General features: G+C 57.4%; 19 protein-coding genes and 2 pseudogenes. 10 read left to right on the top strand and 11 right to left on the bottom strand.

The features are described 5' to 3' along the window. Positions 1-171: 171 nt before the first annotated feature. Positions 172-1,503: a hypothetical protein gene (locus EI545_RS02265; protein WP_125323969.1), complete on the bottom strand. Its 1,332-nt coding sequence runs from the start codon at positions 1,501-1,503 to the stop codon at positions 172-174. A gap of 257 nt (positions 1,504-1,760) precedes the next feature. On the opposite strand from EI545_RS02265, the pseudogene EI545_RS21525 reads away from it, so the two are divergent. Then, positions 1,761-1,853, top strand: a pseudogene (locus EI545_RS21525) (IS6 family transposase); the annotation flags it as partial. Positions 1,854-1,897: 44 nt separating this feature from the next. Here EI545_RS21525 and EI545_RS02260 read toward each other — a convergent pair. Further along, positions 1,898-2,533, bottom strand: coding sequence for a TetR/AcrR family transcriptional regulator (locus EI545_RS02260; protein WP_125323968.1), 636 nt, complete (start codon positions 2,531-2,533; stop codon positions 1,898-1,900). A 69-nt stretch (positions 2,534-2,602) separates the two neighbouring features. Here EI545_RS02260 and EI545_RS02255 point away from each other — a divergent pair, with 69 nt between their 5' ends. Continuing rightward, positions 2,603-3,028, top strand: coding sequence for a VOC family protein (locus EI545_RS02255; RefSeq protein WP_125323967.1), 426 nt, complete (start codon positions 2,603-2,605; stop codon positions 3,026-3,028). A gap of 573 nt (positions 3,029-3,601) precedes the next feature. Here the strand turns inward: EI545_RS02255 and EI545_RS02250 are convergent. Beyond that, the gene (locus EI545_RS02250) at positions 3,602-4,468 is read right to left on the bottom strand and encodes an alpha/beta fold hydrolase (protein WP_216842479.1); all 867 of its coding nucleotides are present in this window, start codon (positions 4,466-4,468) and stop codon (positions 3,602-3,604) included. 197 nt (positions 4,469-4,665) lie between these two features. Here EI545_RS02250 and EI545_RS02245 point away from each other — a divergent pair, with 197 nt between their 5' ends. Beyond that, positions 4,666-5,076, top strand: coding sequence for a YciI family protein (locus tag EI545_RS02245; protein ID WP_216842478.1), 411 nt, complete (start codon positions 4,666-4,668; stop codon positions 5,074-5,076). After that, complete coding sequence (locus EI545_RS02240; RefSeq protein ID WP_125323966.1) at positions 5,073-6,305, top strand: RNA polymerase sigma factor; 1,233 nt, start codon at positions 5,073-5,075, stop codon at positions 6,303-6,305. The genes EI545_RS02245 and EI545_RS02240 overlap by 4 nt, the downstream gene beginning before the upstream one ends. A gap of 61 nt (positions 6,306-6,366) precedes the next feature. Here EI545_RS02240 and EI545_RS02235 read toward each other — a convergent pair whose 3' ends face one another. Then, the gene (locus tag EI545_RS02235; RefSeq protein ID WP_164517186.1) at positions 6,367-6,990 is read right to left on the bottom strand and encodes a TetR/AcrR family transcriptional regulator; all 624 of its coding nucleotides are present in this window, start codon (positions 6,988-6,990) and stop codon (positions 6,367-6,369) included. A gap of 373 nt (positions 6,991-7,363) precedes the next feature. On the opposite strand from EI545_RS02235, the gene EI545_RS02230 reads away from it, so the two are divergent. After that, positions 7,364-8,911 (top strand): AMP-binding protein, encoded by a 1,548-nt coding sequence (locus EI545_RS02230; protein ID WP_245990245.1) that lies wholly within the window; start codon positions 7,364-7,366, stop codon positions 8,909-8,911. 350 nt (positions 8,912-9,261) lie between these two features. On the opposite strand, the gene EI545_RS02225 is transcribed toward EI545_RS02230, so the two are convergent. Continuing rightward, positions 9,262-9,828 (bottom strand): TetR/AcrR family transcriptional regulator, encoded by a 567-nt coding sequence (locus EI545_RS02225; protein WP_164517185.1) that lies wholly within the window; start codon positions 9,826-9,828, stop codon positions 9,262-9,264. Between the two features lie 187 nt (positions 9,829-10,015). On the opposite strand from EI545_RS02225, the gene EI545_RS02220 reads away from it, so the two are divergent. Beyond that, positions 10,016-10,852 carry an NAD(P)H-binding protein gene (locus EI545_RS02220; RefSeq protein WP_125323962.1) on the top strand — a complete coding sequence of 279 codons (837 nt, stop codon included), beginning with the start codon at positions 10,016-10,018 and terminating at the stop codon, positions 10,850-10,852. Positions 10,853-11,189: 337 nt separating this feature from the next. Then, positions 11,190-11,469, top strand: a pseudogene (locus tag EI545_RS21805) (IS6 family transposase); the annotation flags it as partial. Positions 11,470-11,916: 447 nt separating this feature from the next. Here EI545_RS21805 and EI545_RS02210 read toward each other — a convergent pair. The 6 genes from EI545_RS02210 to EI545_RS02185 form a co-directional block, all read right to left on the bottom strand. Further along, positions 11,917-12,510 carry an SGNH/GDSL hydrolase family protein gene (locus tag EI545_RS02210; protein WP_164517184.1) on the bottom strand — a complete coding sequence of 198 codons (594 nt, stop codon included), beginning with the start codon at positions 12,508-12,510 and terminating at the stop codon, positions 11,917-11,919. 231 nt (positions 12,511-12,741) lie between these two features. Beyond that, positions 12,742-14,520, bottom strand: coding sequence for an SLC13 family permease (locus EI545_RS02205; RefSeq protein ID WP_125323960.1), 1,779 nt, complete (start codon positions 14,518-14,520; stop codon positions 12,742-12,744). 794 nt (positions 14,521-15,314) lie between these two features. Further along, positions 15,315-15,515, bottom strand: a complete 201-nt coding sequence (locus EI545_RS02200) for an SOS response-associated peptidase family protein (protein ID WP_125323959.1) — start codon at positions 15,513-15,515, stop codon at positions 15,315-15,317. Positions 15,516-15,978: 463 nt separating this feature from the next. Beyond that, positions 15,979-16,539, bottom strand: a complete 561-nt coding sequence (locus tag EI545_RS02195) for a hypothetical protein (RefSeq protein WP_125323958.1) — start codon at positions 16,537-16,539, stop codon at positions 15,979-15,981. Further along, on the bottom strand, positions 16,514-17,092 hold the full coding sequence (locus EI545_RS02190) for a DUF924 family protein (protein ID WP_216842475.1): 579 nt from the start codon (positions 17,090-17,092) through the stop codon (positions 16,514-16,516). The genes EI545_RS02195 and EI545_RS02190 overlap by 26 nt, the downstream gene beginning before the upstream one ends. Before the next feature lie 47 nt (positions 17,093-17,139). After that, a complete protein-coding gene (locus tag EI545_RS02185; protein ID WP_125323957.1) occupies positions 17,140-17,409 on the bottom strand; it encodes a hypothetical protein in 270 nt (89 codons plus the stop codon). A gap of 108 nt (positions 17,410-17,517) precedes the next feature. On the opposite strand from EI545_RS02185, the gene EI545_RS02180 reads away from it, so the two are divergent. From EI545_RS02180 to EI545_RS02170, 3 genes are all read left to right on the top strand, one after another. Then, the gene (locus EI545_RS02180) at positions 17,518-18,483 is read left to right on the top strand and encodes a LysR family transcriptional regulator (protein WP_125323956.1); all 966 of its coding nucleotides are present in this window, start codon (positions 17,518-17,520) and stop codon (positions 18,481-18,483) included. A gap of 750 nt (positions 18,484-19,233) precedes the next feature. Next, positions 19,234-20,529 (top strand): CAP domain-containing protein, encoded by a 1,296-nt coding sequence (locus EI545_RS02175; RefSeq protein ID WP_125323955.1) that lies wholly within the window; start codon positions 19,234-19,236, stop codon positions 20,527-20,529. Positions 20,530-20,944: 415 nt separating this feature from the next. Next, a complete protein-coding gene (locus tag EI545_RS02170) occupies positions 20,945-23,713 on the top strand; it encodes a GMC oxidoreductase (RefSeq protein WP_125323954.1) in 2,769 nt (922 codons plus the stop codon). Positions 23,714-23,901: the final 188 nt, after the last annotated feature.

Genomic DNA, 23,901 nt, shown 5'->3' with positions numbered 1-23,901 from the left:
GCGAAGACTACTTGAACCAAGGTTGGCATTTGACCACGGCGCGCTGTCTGAAACTGTCCTTGGGCGCGGAACGGATTGTGGCCTGGGCCGCTGGCGAGACGATCTCGCGGCGTAGCTGACGGCACGCAGTATCAGTTGGAATGGCCGCTAACCGTGTCGAGGCAAGCGGCCCTATTTCACAAGGCAGTCGTAATCCGTTGGCGCCGTTTCAGCCAAAGGCGCGTGGGCAAAGCGTAGAAGCTCGATAATGGCACGAGCTTGGTCGAGCCGGTTCTCGAGCGCAGAGATATCGTCCAAGAGCGCAAACATCGTGATGTCGGACGTGGCGCAACCAAGCTTACGTTCAAGGCCGACCACGAAAGCTGTTTCCAGTGGCGTTCCATTGGAACTCTGGAGAAGCTTCCTTACGGCTGCAATGGAACCGGGCGACGGCCATTCCAACTCAATGAGCCGTTCAGTCGAATCGCCATCATACTCAAGAGTGAGGTCGCGCCCACGTACGGTAGCCATCATGTTAAGCCGCGCTTCGGCCGCCTCCGTTTCGGCATCAAGCTGCTGGCCGCTCTGCACAGGCGCGGACTGGTTTTTCTCTAGCCGAGCGGGAAGCCAGTCTAGATTGGCAAGATGACGTTTGGCAATCTCGGCTGCGCCATAACGCGTCCAGATGGCCGCAACCTCGGCCCCGCGGTTTTGATGATAAAGCCAGTTGGCGAAACCGCGGCGCAGGTCGCGGGACAATTCCTCCAGCGTGGTCACGATGTAGCCGCGCACTTCTGGATTGTCCCGCAGGATCAAGTCCGCCCAGATGGCACGTTTGGCAAGAACGGCCTCGATGGCTGCGAAGGTGGCTTCTTCTCCTTCGCAGTCCAGCAGCGCGGGCACATACAGGTGAGGCATCGACTGTAACGGCAGGTACGACTGCAAACCTACAAGCAGGCGGCGACCCTCGTCAGGGCGACCGTCGCGGCAATGGAAAGCCGCCATGCGGAAGAACTTCATCCAGCCACCTGGACCGGAGACATAGGCCTGCACTTCAGCGGCACGTTGAAAATAGAGGGCTGCCAATGCGGGATCATTGCGGGCCAGCCATTCCAGGATGAAGAAGCTGGTGGAGCCGGAGGGGGTGTGGCTATCGGCCATCCGGTCGAAGTTTTCCTCCCAGAGGGCCAGCGTCTCAGCCCGACGGGCGGGTTCGCGGAGAGCAAGGCGAAAGGCGGCCGTCAGGTAGTTTTCAAGATCGGTGTCCTCCGGGCCCGTTCCAGCTGCGAGGGCTGCGGGGATGTCGAAAGGATAAGAGGGATCGAAGAGCGCGTCGAAGTAGCTTTCGTAAACGGCGTCAATGTTGTGGGACTCAAAGCCAATCTCGGACAGCCGGTCGCGCTGTGCGGCGAGATCGATGGCCCCTTCAGTTGCAAGAAGGCGTCCGGCGACATCAATCTCGTCGGAGATGGAGCGCACGTCCGGCCCAGACTCCAGGCTTTCCGACAGAAGATGCTCGGCCACGTCGCGGAGGCAGTCGGTATCAGAGGGTGCGCAGTCTCTGGCAGTACGGGGCTGCAGCCAGACCAAGGTGAGGACGCCAAGCCCGAGGGCTGCCGCGAAGCTGAGAAGCAATCTAGATCTGGTCATCGTAGGTCCCGGGTAAGCAGGCTGTCTCTGTATTGATCGAGCAGTATTAGACTAGTCTGGAATTCAGCTCTTTGGGTGTCGTCAGAGGAACTCTGCTTGAGACGAGCGGAGCGCCGGGCTAGCGTTCCCGAATGACAAAACGCTCACCTTTCCGCTATTTCAAGACGAGCCCGGAGATCATCCGCCTGGCGGTGATGCTCTACACCGGTTCGCCCGCAGCAATCGATCCGGTGTATTAACGCACCGCCTCCCGGCGTTGCGTGTCTAGCTAACTCAAGTCACACTCGCCGGGCACCGCCGCCCGTTCTGGCGCGAGCTGCGCAAGACCGGAGACAAAAGCCCTGACCGCTGTCAAATAGTCTGCTGCGTCCTGACCATCAGAGATGTCCAAGGCAGCGCGTTCGAACATGGCTGAGAGCAGGGCAGAGATCGCGCCAATCGGTAGACGCGGAAGAAGACCTGCGGACATCGCAGCGTCCAACCCGGTTCTCAAGGCATCGTCGCCATGTCGGGATTCAATCTCGCGCATCTTAGAGCGGCCAAGGACGGCCGGACCATCCAGAAGCAGTAGGCGGGTGCGGCCCGGTAACATCATGGCGACAAGATAGGCAGAAGCACCCGTCAAAAGCGCATCGAGTTCATCCCCTTCCAAGACATCGGTCGCATTGATGGCGGCAGACACCTCGGCCGCCTCTCGCTCAAGAACGGCGCGAAGGATCGAGGCTTTGTCCTCGAAATGGTGATAGAGCGCGCCCCGAGTCACGCGCGCCGAACTCACGATCTCGGGTGTAGTGGTTGCCACATATCCTTTGGCCACAAACAGTTCGCGAGCTGCGTTCATAAGGCGTACGCGCATTTCGGCGGTGCGATCCTCATTGCTGCGGTGAGGTGAATCATCTTGCATACAAACTGCCTGTTTGTTACCTATGCGCTTGCATACAAAATGTATGTTTTTTGCCAAAGGAATGAAAGCATGAAGATCACGAGCTTCTACCCCGTTCTCATGGTGGATGACGTTGCGACATCGGCCGAGTTCTACGTTCTCCATTTTGGTTTCGAAGCGGCCTTTTCTTCGGAGTGGTACGTGCACCTGGTATCGACCACTGACGCGAGCGTGAACCTTGCCATTCTACAAGGTGATCACGATACCATTCCGACGGCGGGGAGGGGTAGGGCGTCGGGCATGCTGCTGAACTTCGAGGTCGAAGATGTGGATGCCGTCCACTCGGGCATCACTGCTGCAGGTTTACCTATACTACTGTCGCTACGAGACGAGGCATTCGGGCAACGTCACTTTATCACTCGCGACCCGAACGGAGTGCTGATCGACGTTATCAAGCCAATTCCACCAAGTCCCGAGTTTGCAGATCAGTATCGGGAGGACGCGCGTCCAGTTTAGTACCGGTGTCTTGCTGATCCGTTCTACGCTCCACCTGCTGCCGACGAGGAATGACTCATGTGGTCTGGAGAAGTTCACAACCTTCAGCCCATAGGTCTGTGGTCAGAGAGATGAGGCATTCTTGCCGTGTCAACGTGCTGCTTGATTGAAGCATCCTGAGATTGCGCAACCTGAGGAGCAGGTCGGCCGCATTGATCAACTGGGTACTTACCTGAGTGATCAACCTGTGGTGCAGTTCAGCAGTTCACCGCAGAGAAAGCTGGCGGACCTTCGGTCTGCCAGCCAGGGACTCACGCAACCTTGTGACGCAAGGGTAAAGTGCGATCTGGAAGGTTGTGCCGATGAAACAGCGCACTGGTCAGTTCGACTACTGCATTCATGCATCAAGAACTTGCATACCCACACTGGCACTTAGCGGTCACCGGTCTGCCCGAAGAGCGTTGCCGGCAACCACGTTATGTCAGTGTGGGAACTGGCGAGCCTCGTTGCGAAGCTGGATCCAGTTTCAACTGCGGCTGTGGCAGATCTCCACAACTCGACTTTCAATACGGTCTGTGCCGTACCCGCCAGCAATCAATCCGCGGTTAGCACACTACGAAGAGTTTCAGCAAACCTCGCCGGATCCATCCCGAACCCCATGTGATCGCCGGGAAACGTCACGGGCTCAACACCCAAGGCGACTGACAGCGCCGTGCCCATCTCGTGGATAGGCTGACCGACGGAAGCTTCGCCTAAGCCGACAATGATCTTCAGCGCACCCGCTTTCAACGCCTCGACATCGGCGCGGTACCGCGAAAGCGGCAGCATGCCGTGTGCTAGCCAGTACTCAAAGTTGCCGCTCATTCGGTCAAAGGTTTCTCTATCTTCGGGCGACATTTCGGGAGGCTGAACCTCGCCCTCATCAAGCCCGTTCTCCGCCATGAACTGAGCGATGGCGGCCTCAACCCCGTCTGCCACATAGGTGTCATAGAGGGCTTGGTCTGCGGCCAGAGGCACTGACGGATCCGCCATCAGCATCATGGAGGGTGGCTCATGCGCTACTAGGGCGCGGACGAGATCGGGGTGTCGTGCGGCGAGGTTCAGGCCGACCTGCGCTCCGCCGCTGGTCCCGAATACGAAGATTGGTCCGCCACCGAATGTCGCGATTACGGCCGCCGCATCATCGGCGTGCTGATCCACGTTCAGATCGCTTGTCGTATCCTCGCACGGGCTACGGGAATTGCAGCGCGGATCGAGAGAAATGACGGTGAAATGGTCTGACAGTGCGGTGGCAAGTCCAGTGAACACACCCGCATCCTGCGCGCCGCCGGGCAAGAGCAGGAGGTTTGGGCCAGAGCCACGCTTCTCGACGTATATCGACGCACCTGGAACGGTGACGCTTCGGGTGATGAGTGCTTCAGTCATGTTGCTCATTCCTTCTTGTGTGGTGGTCTCGGCCATGGGGGTGTGGGTCGACAGTCCCGAAACGAGTGTTGACAGCATCAGGATGGACAGAAGCCTAGGCATGGACTGATCCTCTGGTTGGGGGCAGAATTGCGGACAGGCCGGTTTGCCGCCGGAGTGTCGGACATAGTCGCGAATGACCTCGACAGTTCGACAGCGCTGAGAATTTTCTTTTCAACTGTCGATTTCGAGACTTGGCCATCGACTATGATCGTCACGCAAAACATGGGAGCTTCGCGATGCGCTATGCCTGTCTGATCTATTACGATCCCAAAGAGCTGTTCGGCGGCAGCCCTGAGGCGAATGCCGCTCTTGAAAGATGCGAGGGACATGACGACACCTTGAAGGCGAGCGGCAGCTTCGTTTTTTCCGAGGCACTCGAGATGCCGGAGAACGGCATCACCATACGGGTAAGGTCGGGCAAGATGTCGGCGACCGACGGTCCCTTCATGGAAACCAAGGACATGCTCGGCGGGATCGTGGTGATCGAGGCGAAAGACCTGAACGATGCGGTACGCATCGCAAGCAGCAACCCGCTCGCCCGGATCGGGGCCATTGAAGTTCGCCCCGTGGTCGATTTCACCGAAGCCAGGCCGGCTCTATGACGGCAGCGGCCAGCACGCCTGTGGAGGCGATCTGGCGAAAGGAGCGCCGCCGCGTGCTGGCGACGCTCATACGCGTTCTGGGCAGTTTTGATGCCGCTGAGGACGCATGCCAGGAGGCTTTCGTTGTTGCCGCAAGAACATGGCCGCAGACAGGCGTCCCTGCAAATCCTTACTCTTGGCTCGTGTCAACCGGCCGGTTCCGGATGATCGACACGTGGCGGCGGCGAGCCCGCCTTGCGGCGGCTCTGCCCGACATGGCCCGACTGATGGAAACCGCGGTCTACACACCGGAAACCGCAACGATCCGCGACGACGAATTGCGCCTGTTCTTCACCTGCTGCCACCCGACGCTGCCGCCCGACGCGCAGATTGCATTGACGCTCCGGGAAGTGGGAGGCCTGACCACGGAAGAAGTCGCGCGCGCCTTCCTAACGAGCGCGTCGACGATGGCGCAGAGGATTGTGCGCGCCAAGGCCCGCATCCGTGACGAACAGATCCCTTATTGCGTACCCGAACAAAGCGAGTATCCCGCGCGACTGGAGACGGTGCTTCGTGTTGTCTACCTGATCTTCAATGAAGGGTACACGGCGACATCCGGACGATCCCTGACCCGCTCTGATCTGTGTCTGGAGGCAATCCGTTTGACGCGACTCCTGAAGGAACTGGTCGAAGACCCTGAGGTTTCGGGTCTTTTGGCGCTGATGTTGCTGCATGAGGCGCGCCGGGCCACGCGAGTCGATGAGAACGGCGACATCGTGTTGCTGGAGGATCAAGATCGGTCGCGTTGGGATCGTGCCGGGATCACAGTAGCGCAGTCGCTGATAGAAGAGGCGTTCCGGCGACGGAGTGTCGGTTCCTACACTTTGCAGGCTGCCATTGCTGCGGTCCATGCCAATGCGCCAACCTTTGACGAAACTGACTGGCCACGGATCGTCGCTCTGTACGACGCTCTCGTCGAAGCGGATCCGTCACCCGTTGTGGATCTAAACCGCGCTATTGCCGTCGGAATGCGCGACGGCCCTGGTACAGGTCTGGAGCGCGTAGACGCTGTCCTTGCAGCGATGGGTCTCGCTACTTATGCTCCGGCGCACGCGGCACGCGCGACCTTTCTCAGTAAACTTGGGCACCAAGCCGAAGCCCAAAAAGCTTATGCGCAAGCCTCGGCCCTCGCATCCCATCCGGCAGAACGCAGGGCCTATGACCAGCGCTCAAACCAACTATACAGATAAAGCCGGCATAGTCGGCAACAGCAAGGACAGAACCAAGTTCAGCCAAGCTATTGACGTCTTCCTAGTGTGCAGATTCCCGCGCATCCTCAATTGGCGGCCTTATGGAAATACCTATCAGCATTTGTTCAATGACTTTAGAATGCATGCGCGCAGTCGCAATCGGATCATTAGAGACACCGCAGCTCAATGCTGCTTCCATCACGGCACCTGCAATGAGTTGCGTGGCAGAATTCACATAATCTTGCGGCATTTCCTCCGGAACAATTGCCAATATCCCACTTTGAATGAATGCCATGAAATGCCGATCATCTATTTCTCGCCAACGTTGCCAGCCGAGGACGGTAGGGCCATCCACCAGAACAAGATTGCGCAATGAACTTTGCGTGGTCATCTCGAGATAGGCCAGTATGTTCTGTGAAATTGTAATTGGCGTTCGTTTTCCGGTGTTGTTTGCTATCTTCTTCATGATCATATCCGCAAGCTTACTCTGGACATCATTTAAAACTGATTCAAAAATATCCTGTTTCGATTTGAAATGATGATAGATTCCTCCCTTTGCCACTCCGGCTTCTACGGCGATATCATCAATGCTGACAGCATCGAAGCCTTGGCGCTCGAAGAGACTGCGTGCAGCTGAGATAATCGAGCCAATCGTGGCTACAGATCGTTCGGCCTGACGACTCATGTTTAACCCCTGCGGATCGCTGTAGTTGCATGGAGGTACCTGCATCGTCCTTCGCCACCCAGCCGTCAAGGTCGTCGGGCCTCGGCTCGAGTTCACACAACCGTTTGAACGTCGCAGACGGGCGGCATGCTTAGACGATTGACAAACCGACCGGCAGTCGGTTTCTTGGCGATCGATGATCGGGAGGAACCGGATGGATAGGAACACGGCGGATGCGTTCGATTTGAGAGCGCGTGGAGCGCAGGCAGGAGAGTACCCAAACGGCGTAGCGCGAGCCATGGGACCTATTGATCATAGTTCTCTAGTGCATCTGCTCGACGAGACGGCAGAGAAATTTCCAGGGCGAACGGCGATAACTTGCATGGGAAGATCCATGACATATGGTGACCTCGTGGCATCTTCCGCCGCATTCGCAGGCTTTCTCCAATCTCTTGGGCTTCGCAAGGGTGATCGGCTTGCTTTGGTGTTGCCAAACACCCTTACCTTTCCCGTGGCCTTTGCGGGTGCGATGAGGGCCGGATTGATCATCGTCTGCGTCAACCCGCTATACACTGCGAGAGAGATGGAGCATCAGCTCAGAGATGCGGCCGCGACGGCGGTCCTGATCCTTGAGAACTTTGCTCATGTCTTGCAGCAGGTCATTGGCCGAACCGCCGTAAAGCACGTTGTAGTCACTACGATTGGTGACATGATGGGAGTGAAGGGAGCGCTGCTCCGATCCTTCATCAGACATGTCCGGAGGGCCGTCCCAAAGTTTTCGCTGCCAGGGCACTATACATTCCGGAGGGCAATCGCAAGAACACTGCCTTTCTTGCCGGTAGACGTCAGCACTGATGATATCGCACTGCTTCAGTACACAGGTGGCACCACTGGTAGATCGAAGGGCGCGATACTAACTCACGGCAACCTACTTTCAAACATCGTTCAGACCGGCCAGTGGGCCGAACTAGCCTATTCAGCGAGAGGTCGACCGCTGCAGGTGACATACATCTGCGCATTGCCTCTCTACCACATATTCTCCCTGACTGTGAACCTCTTCACTTCTTGGAAGCAGGGAGGGCACAGCGTACTTGTGCCAAATCCTCGCGATATTCCTGCATTGGTAAAAATTCTGAAGCGAAGACCATGGCATTTCCTTGCTGGTCTCAACACACTGTTCAACGCTCTCTTGCAGAATGATGAATTCCACAAACTTGATTTCTCAAAGGTCAAGCTGGTGATGGGTGGTGGTACGGCGGTACAAGGTGCAGTGGCAGAGCGGTGGCAGGCAGTAACTGGTACAATTATCTACCAAGGCTACGGTTTGTCGGAAACTTCGCCGGTTGTCACTGCAAATCCGTTCAATGCGCCAAGATTCTCTAGTTCTGTTGGCCTCCCATTGCCCTCAACACAGATAGCGATACGCAATGAGTTCGGGGCCGACGTCGAGCGGGGCGAGCCGGGCGAAATATACATCCGAGGACCACAGGTCATGCAGGGGTACTGGAGAAATCCCGAAGAGACAGCACAGGCGTTTTCGCATGACGGCTACTTCCGAAGCGGTGACATTGGGAAGATGGACAAAGATGGCCATCTATATCTCGTTGACCGAAAGAAGGATCTAATCCTGGTTTCAGGCTTTAACGTGTATCCCAATGAGATTGAGGAAGTTGCCGTTTCCCATCACGGCGTTTTTGAGGCTGCCGCAATTGGAGTACCTGACGAGAAATCGGGAGAATCTGTCAAACTCTTCGTCGTTTTGCGCGAAAGTGGTCTATCAATGAAAGACCTTAGTGCTCATTGCGCGAAGCACCTGACAGCCTACAAACGTCCGAAGGAGATCATCGTGGTCGAGAGCTTGCCAAAATCGCCTATTGGAAAGATCCTAAGGCGAGAATTGAGAAGCGCACATTGTCCATTGGAGAAGTCTCATCCCAGCTAGAGCGCCAGCGTTGAACACACGAGCACGGAATAAGTGATGTCGAACACGCTTTGGATCGGGGGGTTAAATAGTAACTGGAGGGTAGCTTTTGCTACTTAGATCGCGCGCGTTCGTCCATCGTGCTATCGCGTCACATCTGGCACAGTGCGGTACAGCTTATCGGCCTTCCGCAGATGATTGAGGATGCGCTCAGTATGTCTTCCGTCGTTCGTACGATCTGGCCCAGGGTTCTGGTTGGACAACAGGGCACCGATACTCTGCTGAGGGCTTTTTTGACTTCGATACTCGACGAGGGCGGCGGAACTGCCGGGATGACCCAAGCGGTCAGGCCCTTCGGGTCAACCGTCTTCTCATGCCTGGCCGGCGGACACCCCTCCTGCAAAGGACAACTCGAAGAGCGCTAGTCTTGTGAAACTCTCAATATGCCGGACCCCCTCCTGAGGTGCGCATAGCATGGCGAGCCTCATTGCAGATTCACCAAGAGCCATCACGAAGAAGGCTGCATCATTCACGCGCTCCATGTGCGCATCCGGAAGTACCCGAACTAAGTGCTTTGCCAACAAAGTCCCGCTATCGCGAGCGCTCTCCACTTCGAGAGACTGTAGGGCCTTGTCAGCTGCGACACCCGACCAGACGTCTCGAATGACCGGTTCGGACAGAAAAATGCTGTAATAATCGGTCACCAGCTTGGTAAACCCCTTCACAAAATCATTCCAGGTCAGGGCTGATTCAAGCGCTTTTTCTATGCATTCGCGTGTCGTTGCGTGGTAGCGGAGCGCGATCGCTGCTAGGATGGCGCTCTTGTCTGGGAAGTGCTGATAGAGCGATCCGATCGAAACGCCGCTCCGTTCGGCGAGCGCGCTCATCTTAAAGGAATCGCTGCCGCCTTCCGAGATGAGCTGGATCGCTTCAGCCACGATCCGATCCTGTCGTTCGCGACTTCGCTGCTGGACCAAGGGGAGAACTGCCTTGGTACGCCCAGAGAAGCTGACTTTTCCGCGAAACGTCAAATTTGTGAGCCTTCCTCATTTTTGCCCTTGACGTTAGAATATGAGCAGATATCACATTTGTCAATGTGAGATACCCTCACTTATGGAGTGTGATATGCTTGAGAAGCCAAAGACTGTCCTTGTCACGGGTGCCACGGGAAAGTCGGGTCGCCGCGTTACCGCACGCTTGACGGCGGCAGGCGCTATAGTTCGCGCCGCCTCGCGCGTCGGCGCTCACCAATTTGATTGGCAGAAAGAAGCGACCTGGGCCCCATGCCTCAAAGGCGCGGATGCAGCTTACATATGCTACGCGCCTGACATCGCCCTTCCCGGAGCGGTAGAAACGATAACGCGTTTCATTGAAACTGCGCGGTCAATGGGCGTGGAGCGACTCGTCATGCTTTCCGGTCGCGGAGAGCAAGAGGCAGCAAGAGCTGAGAGCGTACTGATGCATTCGGGTGCTGCGTGGACAATTGTCCGGGCAAGCTGGTTCATGCAGAATTTTTCAGAAAGCATCTTCAGCGAGGCTGTGTCTGCAGGTGAAGTAGTATTCGCTAGGGGCGATGTCCCAGAGCCTTTCATCGACGTTGACGACGTCGCTGACGTTGTGGCTGCCTGCATGCTCAATGATCGCCATGTGGGAGAACTATATGAGGTGACGGGGCCAAGATTGATCACTTTCCGTCAAGCCGTCCTAGAAATCGAAACGTCTCTGGGCAACAGCGTTCGATATGTGGACATGGAACCGCAGGCATATATTTCAGCTTTGCGTCGGGCCAACGTGCCAGATGAGATCGCAACTCTGCTTGACCTATTGGTCTCAGAGGTCTTGGACGGACGAAACTCCTATGTGAGTGACGGCGTCCAGCGGGCGATCGGTCGATCACCTCGCGACTTCGCCACTTTCACCACGCAGGCAGTGGCAAATGGGGCTTGGAGATTGACTAAGTAACGGGCTACAGACGCCCCGTCGCAGCGAAACCAAAGTGTACGATGTCACAATCGCCGGCGTAGTTCCGGGCCATTTGGCCCGGTCTTACGTTTGAGCAACCACCCTTGGCTGTTGTAGTTTGTCTCGCATCGAGGGGCGCCGAGGAGGCGACCAAAACTATAAACTGTCAGCGGACACGCTCGAAAAGTTATTTTGGTGCAACCTTCCAATTGGAAGAGGACAAGCTGCTGGGCTTAATTGCGTGCGAGCCGGATAAATCCCCGTAAAAGATCGAAGATGGGTGGCGTAAGAAGAACTTGGCTTGATACCACTTAGTTGCCCAGTGTCCCTTCGCCACATAACCAAACACACCACTTTCCGCCACTTCAAGCCGAGCCCCGAGATCATCCGCCTCGCGGTGATGCTCTATATCCGCTTCCCGCTGTCGCTGCGGAACGTCGAGAACCTGCTGCACGAGCGGGGCATCGAGACTAGCCTCGAGACCGTGCAAGCCTGAGCACCGGTTTGGGCCGACGGATGCGGCAAGAATTCTAGTCCGCCGTGACTCGGCGATGCCCTCGGGCCCCTTGAAATGGCAACTTGACGGGATCGTCGTGAGATTCGGCGGCGAGAAACACTGCTTCTTGGCAAGTTGGATTTCAGTCGCGGTTCCATCATCCGGGATTCGAACCGGAAGTTATGCCAAATAAAATCAATAGGTTAGTAAGTGGAGAAGGTTGGATTCCAGTGGCTTTTCCTCCGCCACTTGCCCTGGCGAACGTGTTCAACCGATCCGGCTGCGGCCGGATTTCTTGGTTGTTTTTGAGGGTTGTGCAGCAGGTGAGGCTGAGCACCGGCCCGAGCGCCAAGAGGCCAGGAAGCGGACACTGGGGGCTGATATTTTCAGGACCTGTTGACTGCCCCATGGCACGCATTCTGTCTTCCGTAAGCGACCGGCCATATTCCACGCGACGGTGGCGGAATTTATCCCACGAGGGATGGCGGAATCGCCGACTTACCGGGGGACGGACGCACCCGGTCACGCATCCGCGACTGGACGCTTTCGACTGACAACTCTGTAACGTCTACTGTGCCGAAAGCCTGGCTATTTCTCTTGCGACGAAACGGCCAATGACCGCGGACCCTGCGACAGACGGATGAGTTCTGTCGGCCGCGAACAAGGCGCGTGCCTTTGGATCGAATGCATCTTCAGCATCGATGAAAGACACGCCTTGGCGGGAGCGCGCAAATTCAGCAATCCGCTGTTCCATATCGACAAGGAAGGGACGACACCCGCGGAACGAGCGTGACTCTGGTGCTTGATAGTATCCAACCCAAAGGACGTTCGCGCCGGACCGCTGCGCTTTGGCGATCAGGTCCGGGATGGCGCCTGTTGTTGCATCTTGGGAAATGAGGGTGTCGAGTTCCGCCTCGCAACCGGTGCATCCACACGAAGATCCAAGATCATTGGCACCGCCGTTCATAACAACCCAGTTCCACTTGCCAGCAACCAGTTGGTCCGGAATGCTCAAGCTGCCAAGAAAACCTGAACCTCCACCGCTGATACGTGCCCCAAAAGTTGCGCGGCTGACGACGTCTCGACCAAGTTCGGCCTCGATCACACTGCCGACATCCCCACCCGAGGACCGGTTCCATGCCAGAACCGAGTCGCCGATCACCAGAATGTCGCCGTCTTGCTGCCGAGACGTGGGTCCACATGCAGCGAAAATCACGAGGGTCAACGTCAGGTGTAGTTTTCGCATGGTTCCCCCATCTTCCCGCAAAGTAGAACGTGAGCGATCCCACAATGACAAATCACGGAGCCGTCAAGCGGCTCGCAGCTTTGGAGACGGAAGGTTCGCCAATCTGCCTTGCTGCTCACTGGAGCAGCGTTTGCTGAATTCAAAAGGTCAAACTGGCCAGACCGAGAGGATCAGTGGTACGCCGACGATGACGACCAGAACCGACAGCGGTGCGCCCAGACGTGCATAGTCACCAAACCGGTAGCCCCCTGGTCCCATGACAAGTGTGTTGCACTGGTGACCGATGGGAGTGAGGAAATCACAACCGGCTCCAACGGCGACTGCCATCAGGAAGGCATCGGGGGCAAGCCCAAGCCGATTGGCGAAGATCGCAGCAATCGGGGCCATGACGAGGACGGTGGCCGCATTGTTGAGAAATGGTGTGACCGCCATCGCCACCACCATGATCAGTGCCAAAGCTCCCCATGCGGGCAGGCCGGTCGCGAGGGCCGAGAGCAGGTCACCTACCAATTGGGCCGCGCCGGTCGTCTGTAGCGCCTCACTGACTGGGATGAGCGCCCCCAGCATCACAAGAATTGACCATTCAATCGCCTCGTAGGCTCCCTCAGCGCTGATCGCTCCGGTAAGGATCATCGCAAGCGCCGCCCCAAAAAAAGCGATCGCCACAGGGACGAGTCCGAACGCTGTCAAGCTCATGGCTGCGGCAAGAATTACCACTGGAAGGACATCCCGCCGAACGGACCCCAGCCGCAATTCTCGTTCTGCCAAGGGCAGAAGTCCAAGTGACATGATCCGGTCGGGCAGAATGTCGAGCGAGCCCTGCAACAACAAGACATCCCCGGGCTCCAGTGAGGTGTCGCCGATCCTTTCGGTCATCCTCTTTCCAGACCGTGACAGGGCAACGAGGTTGACCCCCTGATCGTCGAACAGGTGCAATCGCCGTGCACTTTGACCGATGATGGGCGATGCTGCCCTGACGACCGCCTCGATCATTCCGATCCGTTCTGCAACGCTGTCCTTCGGCTTTGGATTGTCCTGCCGGGCCAGGATCAGCCCGGCCTTTTTGACCGAGAGTTCAAGACCATCCGGCTGTCCCCGAAGCTGCAGAATATCACCCTCGCGAATGAGATGATCGGGCAAAGTTATCGGACGACGCATACCGTCCCGGATGACACCGGTTACTGTGACTTCGCCATCGGCAAGACCCAGGAACTCACCGATCGTCTTGCCGATGACTGTCGACTTCGGAGCGACAACTGCTTCGGAGTTGTAGTCTGAAATGTTGACCGCCTCGCCAAGCGATGCAGTGGCGCGCCTGTCGTGCGGCAGCAGGAGCTTCGATGTGAAGAGCAGAAAGACCAAACCGACCGCAGAAAGGCCCAAGCCTACGGGGGCGTAGTCAAACATGCCGAACGGCTCTCCCACAATCTCCTCGCGCACACGGGACACGATGATGTTGGGCGAAGTGCCGACCAATGTGATCAACCCGCCCAAAAGCGAGCCGAAGGACATCGGCATCAGGTAGAGCGCAGGAGACGTCCCGGACTTCTTGGCGATCTTCAGCGCGGCAGGCATCATCATCGCCAAGGCCCCGATGTTTTTGATCAGAGCCGAAAGCAGGGTGACCGCCCCCACCAACACCAGAAGCTGCATCCGAAATCCGCTCAGCCGTTGCGACAACCACCGCAGAATGACTTCAATCAGGTGGGATCGCGCGACTGCGGCGCTGACCACAAGTGCGGATGCGACGATGATGACGATATCGTCACTGAAGCCGGAGAAAGCCTCCTCTGGTGCGACCGTCCCTGCAGCTAATGAAGCAGCGAGTGCAAGCATCGCAACCACATCGTAACGAAGCCTGCCCCATATGAAGAGAACCATCATTCCGACTATGATCGCGAAGGAATACGACTGAAGCAGGGTCATGCGGCCTCCGCGGGGCTTACGATGCAAACAGTCCGCCAAATCAACGCGTTCAATGGGCCGAGGTTCCCCCGTCAAACATCAGCGGGTGCACAAGTGTTTCATTGGTTTCGCGCGCCGCTCTACTTTTTTCCTGTAGTCGCAGTTCTCTGAACTAAGGTGAGAATCGAAGCGCGGTGGTGGAAGGCGTACGTCATATTTCAGCCTTGGGATCACGAAAGAGGCCCTTGCAGTGGTCATGGCGCGTGGACTGAAGCTGGGGAACCCAAATGAAGCACCCGTCCTTAAGCGGGCAGGGAAGGGCGGTGTACTGTTGCGTGCGACGGTGTCGGCGAATGCCGCGGAATTCGGGGGGACCTTGCTCCCCTCATTCAAGAGCCGCCGGACACAAGTCGCTACGCGCCATGGTGGCGGAACTGACTGACCGAGGGACAAGAACCCGCCGAGGCTTGGCTTGAGCTTTGGCAATGTGCACAGCCAATTTGAAAGAATCGAAAGAAATCGCCAACGGCTAACCGCCAGTCCCGACCTTCGGAGAAGTTACCGAGTCCTCCAGCCACCTCGCTCGCACGCGGGATCCAGTCACAGGTTGCCATGACGAGTTTAGCGATTTCGACACCAGCCTGCTGAAGTTATCCGGACTTCAGTTCTGCAGGGTCACCAAAGGGGGAAGGCGAGCGCCATCGCCTTCCCGCGCAGGCATTGGAGTAGCAACAGCCCGCGCCAGCCAGCAGAGGGCATGCCGACCGCCTGAGGTATAGCCAAACACCAGCGACCCAGTGTGGTTCCAGCCGATCCTACCGTTTTTTCAAAACGCCGTCGCCTAACGGCTGTTGCATCGATGCTGCTTCGGGCCACGGCGCGATCAGCCAGACTTTCCAGTCTGCGGGGGCGACGAGAATAACCGGCATCGCCTTGGGATGAACCGCACCAGCTTCAGCGTTTGGTTCAGTCGTCAGAAAAGCGAACAGATCGTCCGTGGTCGGGCCGTCCTTCAACTTTCGTGTCGAGGTCCAACCTGGCACGTGGATGCCAGCGAAGACTGCCGGAACGTCGTCTGGCAGGTCGAACCACGCGTTGCCGCCAGCGGGGTTTGGCTCAATGCGTTACGTGGGAAAGGCGGTGACGGTGCACGCAGAGCCATGCCGCCGGTCAACTAAGCAAGTTTGTGGGCTGCCGATTGTGGATCGGGCAGGGGAAGCGAAATGTGGTGAATCATTCTATTTCCGATTCAGTATACTGCTCGGAATGTTGGGGTTGCGAGAAACACAGGGATTTCCATCATGCTTTCAGTTTTGGTGGCAGCCGCTTTGGCTTTCGCGCCCATAGCCCCGAGGTCCTGAGGATCGCTCTATGCAATCGATAGATTTGGGCGTCAGCAGACCATCCTGAGAGGCAGCCAATGTAAGGCCGACGCTGGGACTAGAGGCATCTTGCACCAGCGTCGTTCTGCAAGTTGGATCAGCCTGAGTGCGCGGCCATCCCGAACGCGGATGTACGGCGGTCGCGCATGTCGAAAAGGACGAGCGCAAGGAACAACAACATCGACAGAGCCGCAAGAAGTGATCCAGTAATCACGAGGGGTACGAATCGTTCATCATGGCTTCCGAGGTACAATCCCAGCCCGCCGGCCATGAAGGCTGCACCAAGCGCGCCGCTGCCAGCCTGAATCCAACCCCCAAAGCCAGAGGTTCGACCAACGCCTCTATGGTACAGGCCGTAGATTGCCATCGATACCCAGCCCAACAGATTGAGGTGGGCGTGTGAGGGTGCCAAGGTGAAATCTTGGCTGATCCCCATCACAATGCCCATGGTCATGCCCACCAGGGCCGCCGCGGCGGCCGTGATGAAGCAGAAGTCGCTGATACGCATAATCTTTCCTTTCAAGTCTGGCCGGCCTTTCCGAAACACCGCCATCAATTTCAATTGTTCATCGCTGTCGAAGCGCAGGAGACCTGCCGACGTCGGATCCAAAAGCATCTCGGTCCTGTTGTCGTCAGCCCGCAAAGCCGCCAGCAGCAAGCCAGGCCTCTTCTTCCGGGGTTGTCTTGCGGTCAAGTAAGGAGTTCCGATGCGGGAACCGGCCGAAACGCGCAACGATCTCGCGGTGACTGCGGGAATGCATCGGCGCCGGTTCAGGAAGGTCGGCGAAGAGATGGACTGCCCGTTCTTGATCCGCCATGTGCTCAGAATGACTGAAGGGAAGGTAAAAGAAGCCGCGCAATGAAACATGCACTTTACCGTCATGGCCCAGGTTCAGCGCCGTATCCGCAACGAGCCGCGCAAGTGCATCTGTCTTGTACATGCGTGCGGTACCCCGAAACGCATTGCGCGGATACTGATCGAGTAGGATGACCAGAGACAGTGCGCCTTCGGCGGTGGCAAGCCACGGCATCAGTTCGCCCTGTGCAGCGGCGGCATGTTCGGCCACAAAGGCCTCGCGAAACTTCTGATCGAAATCCGGATCCTTGCCGAACCAGACTGCGTGACCAAGCGGCTTCCAGAATTGGGCAACCGCGTTTGGATTAGACAGGTGCGCCTTAAGGCGCGTCGTCAAAGTGGTGTCGAAGAACAATTTCAAACCTCGTCGATAAAGTGGGCGACCGCAGTCGTCGGTGGTGGTCAGGGCTGCACGACGTCGTGCAGGCGCGTAAAGTTCAGCTTTGGGCGGACTCGTTCGGGCAAATGGGGCGCAATTGTTGTGGCAAAGACCGCAGCTGCATCTTGACGTGAGTCCCAGATTTCTAGCACCCGCCAACCCCCGTCGACCGGGTGCGAGGCGTGCATCAGAAAGCCCTGCGCGCTTCGTAATTCGGACGATACGACATCGAACAGATCGCTATAGCCTGCCAGTATCTGTCCTGAGCCTTCCGCCGTCATCAGAACCGCCATGTTGTCTTCTCCTTTCCAGTTAGCCTAAGCAGGAAGCCGCTCAGGCGATGTGCGGGCAGACCTATTGTCGCTTAACGCTGATGAAGCCAGTGGTATGATTTCAGCAATATGCTGAATCAGATTGATCTCTCTCGTACTGACCTGAACCTCCTCGTGCTCTTCGAAACCGTCCTGCGCGAGGGCAATGTCGGGCGCGCTGCTTCGGCGCTGAACCTGTCGCCGTCGGCGGTCAGTCATGGCCTTGGCCGCTTGCGGCGCTTGATGAACGACCCCTTGTTTCTTCGCACGACGCGGGGCGTCATACCAACCGAGCGCGCGCTGGATCTTGCGCCCAGAATTGCCGAAATCCTGCTTGGAGTGCGCGAGGTTCTGGCTGGAGCCGAGCCGTTCGACCCCAGCATCTCCACGCGCCGGTTTCGAGTGGGGGCGGGCGATGCGTTCCTCTGCGTCCACGGACCCTCGTTTGCCGCAGCGCTTTCGGAACAAGCGCCAACCGTCGCTACGTCCGTGCTGCATATCGTGCCGTCCTTTCGCACTTCGCCCGAGCAGGGCGCTTGGGACCACGTGCTCGAAATGTTGGAGACGCGTGAGTTGGACATGGCAATACTGCCGTGGGTGACCAGCCCCGCTCGCTTCGCCTTGCGTCCAGTCCCCGAGACCGAGGACCGGCTGGTCGCCGTTACACGCGCCGACCATCCATATGCTTTGGACCCGACTCTCGATACCTATTGCCTCGCGCGCCACCTCGTTGTTTCGATCAGGGGCGACCCCGTGGCAGCGACCGACAGTGTGCTGGCAAAGCTTGGCCGTGAGCGTAGGGTGGCGATGACGGCGCCGAACTTTTCGTCCGCCCTCTTCCTTGCGGCGGAAAGTGACCTTGTGGTTTCGCTGCCACAAAGCCTCGTCGATACCCACGGTGCACGGTTCGGACTCGTAGGAACCCCGCTGCCGTTCGAGGTCTCTACGAGCAACGTAGTCATCGTGACGACCAGGGCTGCGCTACAGGATGCGGGGGTGGCCTGGTTGGTCGACCTTCTCTGCGTGGTTATGTCGAAATCCGAGCTGAGACTATAGTGCTGCGGTGAAATCAGGGCATGCACCCTACAAGCCATTAGCTTTGATCAACCACACAGACGGGACGCGTCTTCTTGAGCCAATGCCATCGCGGGTCACTCGGCTTTCATGCAATCAAGGAACCGGACGGCACCGGATGAGAGCCTAGCCCAACCCGCCAAAAATTCTGGTGCATAGTTGAGTTTGATATCGATCTCGCCTGTTTCGATCAGGTGATCGCAGCTCTGGAACGAAGTATGCCCCGGGCGTTGACGCCCGATGACATCGGTAATCGTCCCCTGTTCGTCTACTGCGATGTATACATCTCTCCCCCATCAGTGCGGGAGGCACCTCAATCGGGGGAGGGCGCTAAGAACGGAAAGGCCAAACGGTCCAGGCACGCGCGACCGTTCAACTTCTCCGATCAAGCTTTGTCCAAATTCGAGGCGAGCGGAGCGATCTGCCACGATATCGAACGGCAGATACTCCGTCAGGAGATAACGCATGAGCGGCCCTTCCGATGTGGGAGGCCGAACCTCATCTGGCCAGGCGGAATGGAACATTCAGCGTCACCGTCTCGGGGATCGGCGTGCCTCGGGCCACTTGGGGCGTGTCGGTTGGGAAGGCCTCACAATTTAAGGTTGCCGGGCCGTAGGTCCGTGTCTAGCCTTCAATTGGCCCAAATCCTGCGTTCAAACGGGTCTTGGCGTCGCAGCCGCGCTGGCAAGGTGTGGGGCGGCAAGGTTCGATGTGTGCGGAAAGGGTCAGAAAATGTCGGTCGCCAATGAATACGAAGTTCAGATGCTGGCCCTCATCAATGCTGAGCGGGCCGCGTACGGTCTCGCCGCGCTCAAGCTGAACGCAAAGCTGAACACCTCGGCGGAGACCCATAGCCGCTGGATGCTGCAGGCGGATGTCTTTTCGCATACCGGGTCGGGCGGCTCCTCGGCCGGCGAACGGATGGGTGATGCAGGCTATGTTTTTTCAGGCAATTGGACCTTGGGCGAAAACATCTCTTGGCAAAGTCAACGCGGGGCTGCGGGGATTTCGGATGACGTCATAAATCTGCACAACAGCCTAATGAACAGCCCCGGCCATCGGGCAAACATCCTGAATCCGAACTTTGTCGAGATTGGCATCGGTATCGAGGTTGGCCAATTCGCCACCAACGGCTCAAACTGGCCTGCGGTGATGGTGACGCAGAACTTCGCCCGGTCGAGCGCCGACAATGGCGGGCCCGGCACCATCGTGCCAGACGTTCCCGTCACCGAAGCTTCTGACGTGGTGACTGGGACCGCAAGGGCTGATGTGATTGATGCCCTCGGTGGCCACGACAGTGTCAACGGCCTTGGCGGCAACGACAGCTTGCGCGGCGGTTCTGGCAACGACACCCTGAACGGCGGTGCAGACAACGACCAACTTATCGGTGGCCTTGGCGACGACCAACTGACCGGCGGCACAGGCAACGATTACATCGACGGTGGTGACGGCTCTGACCGTGCCTACTTCACCGGTACCGTGGCTGCGAATGTCAATCTTGGCCTCACAACTGCCCAGAGCACCGGACACGGTACCGACACGATCCTGAACGTCGAGCACATCTCTTCGGGGAGCGGCAATGACCGCCTGACGGGGAACTCCCTCGGCAACAGCATGAACTCGGGCGCAGGCAACGACACATTGAGCGGTGCGGCTGGGAACGACAGTCTGAACGGGGGCACCGGCAGCGATACGCTGATTGGTGGCGGCGGCGCTGACAGTTTCATCTTCAATACGACGCTTGGGTCCAGCAATGTTGACAGGATCACAGATTTCAACGTTGTGGCCGACACGATCCAACTAGAGGACGCGATCTTCAGCGGCCTTTCAGCCGGGACCCTCGCCGCATCGGCCTTCGTGCGAAACACTTCAGGCAATGCTGCCGATACCAGCGATCGGATCATCTACGAGAGCGATACCGGGCGGTTGTACTTTGATCGCGATGGAACTGGTGCGGCTGCAAAAGTGCACTTCGCAACTCTTGATACCGGTCTGGCACTGACAAACGCGGATTTCTTTGTGTTCTGACGTGCCGTGGGCAACGTACGCACGGTCACAGCGCGCAGCAGCCTCTTGGGATTGAGGAAGCAATGACCCAGATGGAGAAGGTTGGACTCCAGTGGCGTTTCCTCCGCCAATTTCCCTAGCGAACGTGACCTCCCGATCCGGATGCGCCCGGGAGCTCTTCCTCTCCTGAAGACAAGCCCAAAGATCATCCGCCCGGCTGTGATGCTCTACGTCCAGTTGCCCACCTACCTGCAGACCCGCGCCGTCGCTTTTGCCGAGTGACGCGGCGTTCTCGCTGCCTGATCTGCAGGTGGGCAGCGGTAGCGGAGACGGGTTCGCATTCGTCCGACAGCATCCATCAGCGTCACCCCTACACCATGGACAGGTACCAACGGGTGGACTAGGGTCATCTGACCGCTTTGCTGCGATAGGGATCATGCCGGTACTATCGTTTTCCGATTATCAGACGTCTTTCCAAGACTTCGATCTGATTATTGTCGGTTCGGGTCCGGCAGGTTTGACAATAGCGCACTCTCTTCGGGCTTCGCCCTTTCGTATTGCCATTCTGGAAAGTGGTGGGATTGAGCCAACTAAGGATATTGAGGCATTAAATGAAATTGTAAGTGTCGGCCACCGTCGGGCAAATCCAGAATCGGTTCGGCGGCGATGTGTTGGTGGAACCAGCACCATTTGGACCGGCCGCTGTGGGATGTTTGACGCTATCGACTACGTAAGGCGTGACTGGCTTACGACATCGGGTTGGCCAATTGACATTGATGATATGGCAGGTCAGGTGCGCCGTGCGGGCGATCTTCTTGGCCTCACCCCAAATCTCAGTGTGACTCACGCACTGCGGGATTTGCGTCAACCCGTTGATAGCCGGGCCTGGAATGCAGACCTTCTGTCCCCTGTCGTCTGGCAGTTCAGTGTCCGGGATGGCCAGGCTTCAACTGAGCACTTTGCCAATAGCATGGACTCTCCGGCAGATGAATTGGCAATCCTGCGTCATTCAGGGCGAAAGACCCCAGTCGATTTCGGCCGTGCGCATGTTGGTTGGATTCGTCAAAGTGAAACGGTGTTCCTATTCACCCATGCAACTGTCCACGAAGTCCTTGCCGAAGACACGGGTAAAATGGTTTCCGGACTGCTCGTTCGAGGTCCGGATGGGCGTATCCGTAAATTGACTGCATCCCGGGTCGTTCTTGCCTGCGGTGGAATTGACAATACCCGGCTATTGCTTGCCTCGCGCAGTAGTAAGCCCGCTGGGCTCGGAAATGACCACGACCAGGTAGGTCGCTACCTCACAGACCACACATTTACCGAGTTCCGCTCTTTCGGGCCTGGGGCTGCAAGGCTTCTCAGGCGACGGTTTGCAACAAGATTGTACAGACAGTCAGGGGCGGTCCAGTCCTACAGCTTTGGCCTACGCCTTTCTCCTGCGCTGCAAAGGCGGGAAGGTTTGCTGAACGCTTCAGTGCACCTTGTCGAGTTCGGGTCGCGCACCAACCCGCTTGCTTCTATAGCCTCCGGTGTTCGATCCTTGCGTGGCGATCGCAACCTTGTGGAAGCAGCGAACAGCATCGTGCAAGGTTTGGCGCATCCTGTCGCACTGTGTGAGAATGTCGCTGATCGCTTTGTGCTCGGACGTACTGCACTGAACCATCCGGACAGGACGGTGATGGGGGGTAGCGTCGAACAATTGCTCAACCCCGACAGTCGTATCCGGTTGTCCGATCGCACAGACCGTTTCGGTATGCCGCTTCCTGAGATTGACTGGCGTTTGAGCGAGCTTGAGTATCGTACCGCTGCTCGGTTCCGTGAAATCCTTGCGAATGAGATTTCCCGTTTAGGCATGGAAGCGGGCAACGGCGCTTCATGGAACGATTTCGAAAGTTGGCGCGAAGACCTGATCGATCTTGCGCACCCAATGTGTACGACACGGATGTCCGACGATCCTGCAACCGGCGTCGTGGACGCCAACTGTCAGGTGCATGGTGTCGAGGGGTTGTTTGTCGCCGGCGGTTCGGTCTTCTCTACGCCGGGACACATGAACCCAACGCAGATGATCGTGGCCCTCGCCTTGCGTCTGGCAGAACATCTCAACACGTCTATGTCAGCCAGACGAACGGAATCGGTACCACTACGCCCCAAAATTCGCATCGGACTGGTGGGTGCCGGGGATAGAATCCAGCGCGTATACGCACCAGCTTTGGCGGCGGTGTCTGATCGCATCGAAGTCGTTGGTGTTGCGGCCCGCCGACAGTTGTCCGCCGAGCAGGTTGCGTCGAAGATGGGTTGTGCAGTGTTTCCGGATGCTGAAACACTTGTGAAAGAAGGCAGGATCGACTTTTTGGTCGTATCCGTTTCCGACAACGATGCGACTTACGCGCGACTCGCCCATCTTGGTTGTCCACTGTTTTTGGAAACACCGATCTGTTGGAGTTTGTTCAAGGGACGCAAGCTTGTTAAACAGATGAAGAAGGCACAGTTGACCGTTGGCCTTGCCGAACAGTTTCCTTTCCTTCCGCAAGCTCGACTACAGCGCAAGGTCGTCGAGCTTGGTGGTATTGGCATTGTAAAGTCCGCCACGAACAATCTGGCCAACTACGACTATCACGGGGTCGCGCGTCTTCGTCGTGCGCTCGACATTTGGGACGAGATAGTTTCGGTGTCGGCTCGGCGATATCACGTTACAGGCGTACAGGCACCCATCGACGAAGCATTATTTCACTACAGAAGTGGTGCAGGACTTGTCCATCGCTTCACGACTGATGACAACGCGGGCAATGTACTTGAGCCTGCAAGCTTCATTGTCGATGGTGATGAAGGGCAATTGACTGATGCCTCCGGTGTAACGAGCGGCCAAGCGTCAATCTTTCGACCACAGCGTATTGAGGATGCAAGCGGTGATCTGATTGAACTGTCCGTGGAAACTCCCGTAGGTAAGGTCCGATGGAGGAACCCATTTGTTTCTTACGGTTTGACTGACGAACAAATTGCCGTTGCGACCCTTTTGAACGAAATGGCTGAGGCAGTATCACATGCCGGTTCGCCAGCCTATGATGCGGTTGATGGGCTCAATGACGTTGAACTGCTGGCCGCTATGCGTGCCTCTCAGATACGCGGAGGAAGGCGGATGGGTATCGGCGTTTCTGTGGTTCGGGAGAAGCTGAGGAAACTCTATGGCAAAAGAAACGCGACTTGATCGGACTTGAGTGTCCAGTCTGCCCCAATATAAGTGAACGGTGTTTGCGTTACTGCTCGGCAGGGCGGTCCACTACCCTGCTGGAATAAGCTAACGCTCCCCTTTCCAGAACTTCAAGACCAGCCCGGAGATCATCCACTTCGCGGTGATGCCCTACTCCGGTGCCCGCTCAGCCTGCGGAGAAGCCG

The sequence above is a fragment of the Tabrizicola piscis genome, from assembly GCF_003940805.1.
Taxonomy (GTDB): domain Bacteria; phylum Pseudomonadota; class Alphaproteobacteria; order Rhodobacterales; family Rhodobacteraceae; genus Tabrizicola; species Tabrizicola piscis.
This window is presented reverse-complemented; position numbering and strand designations above follow the sequence as displayed.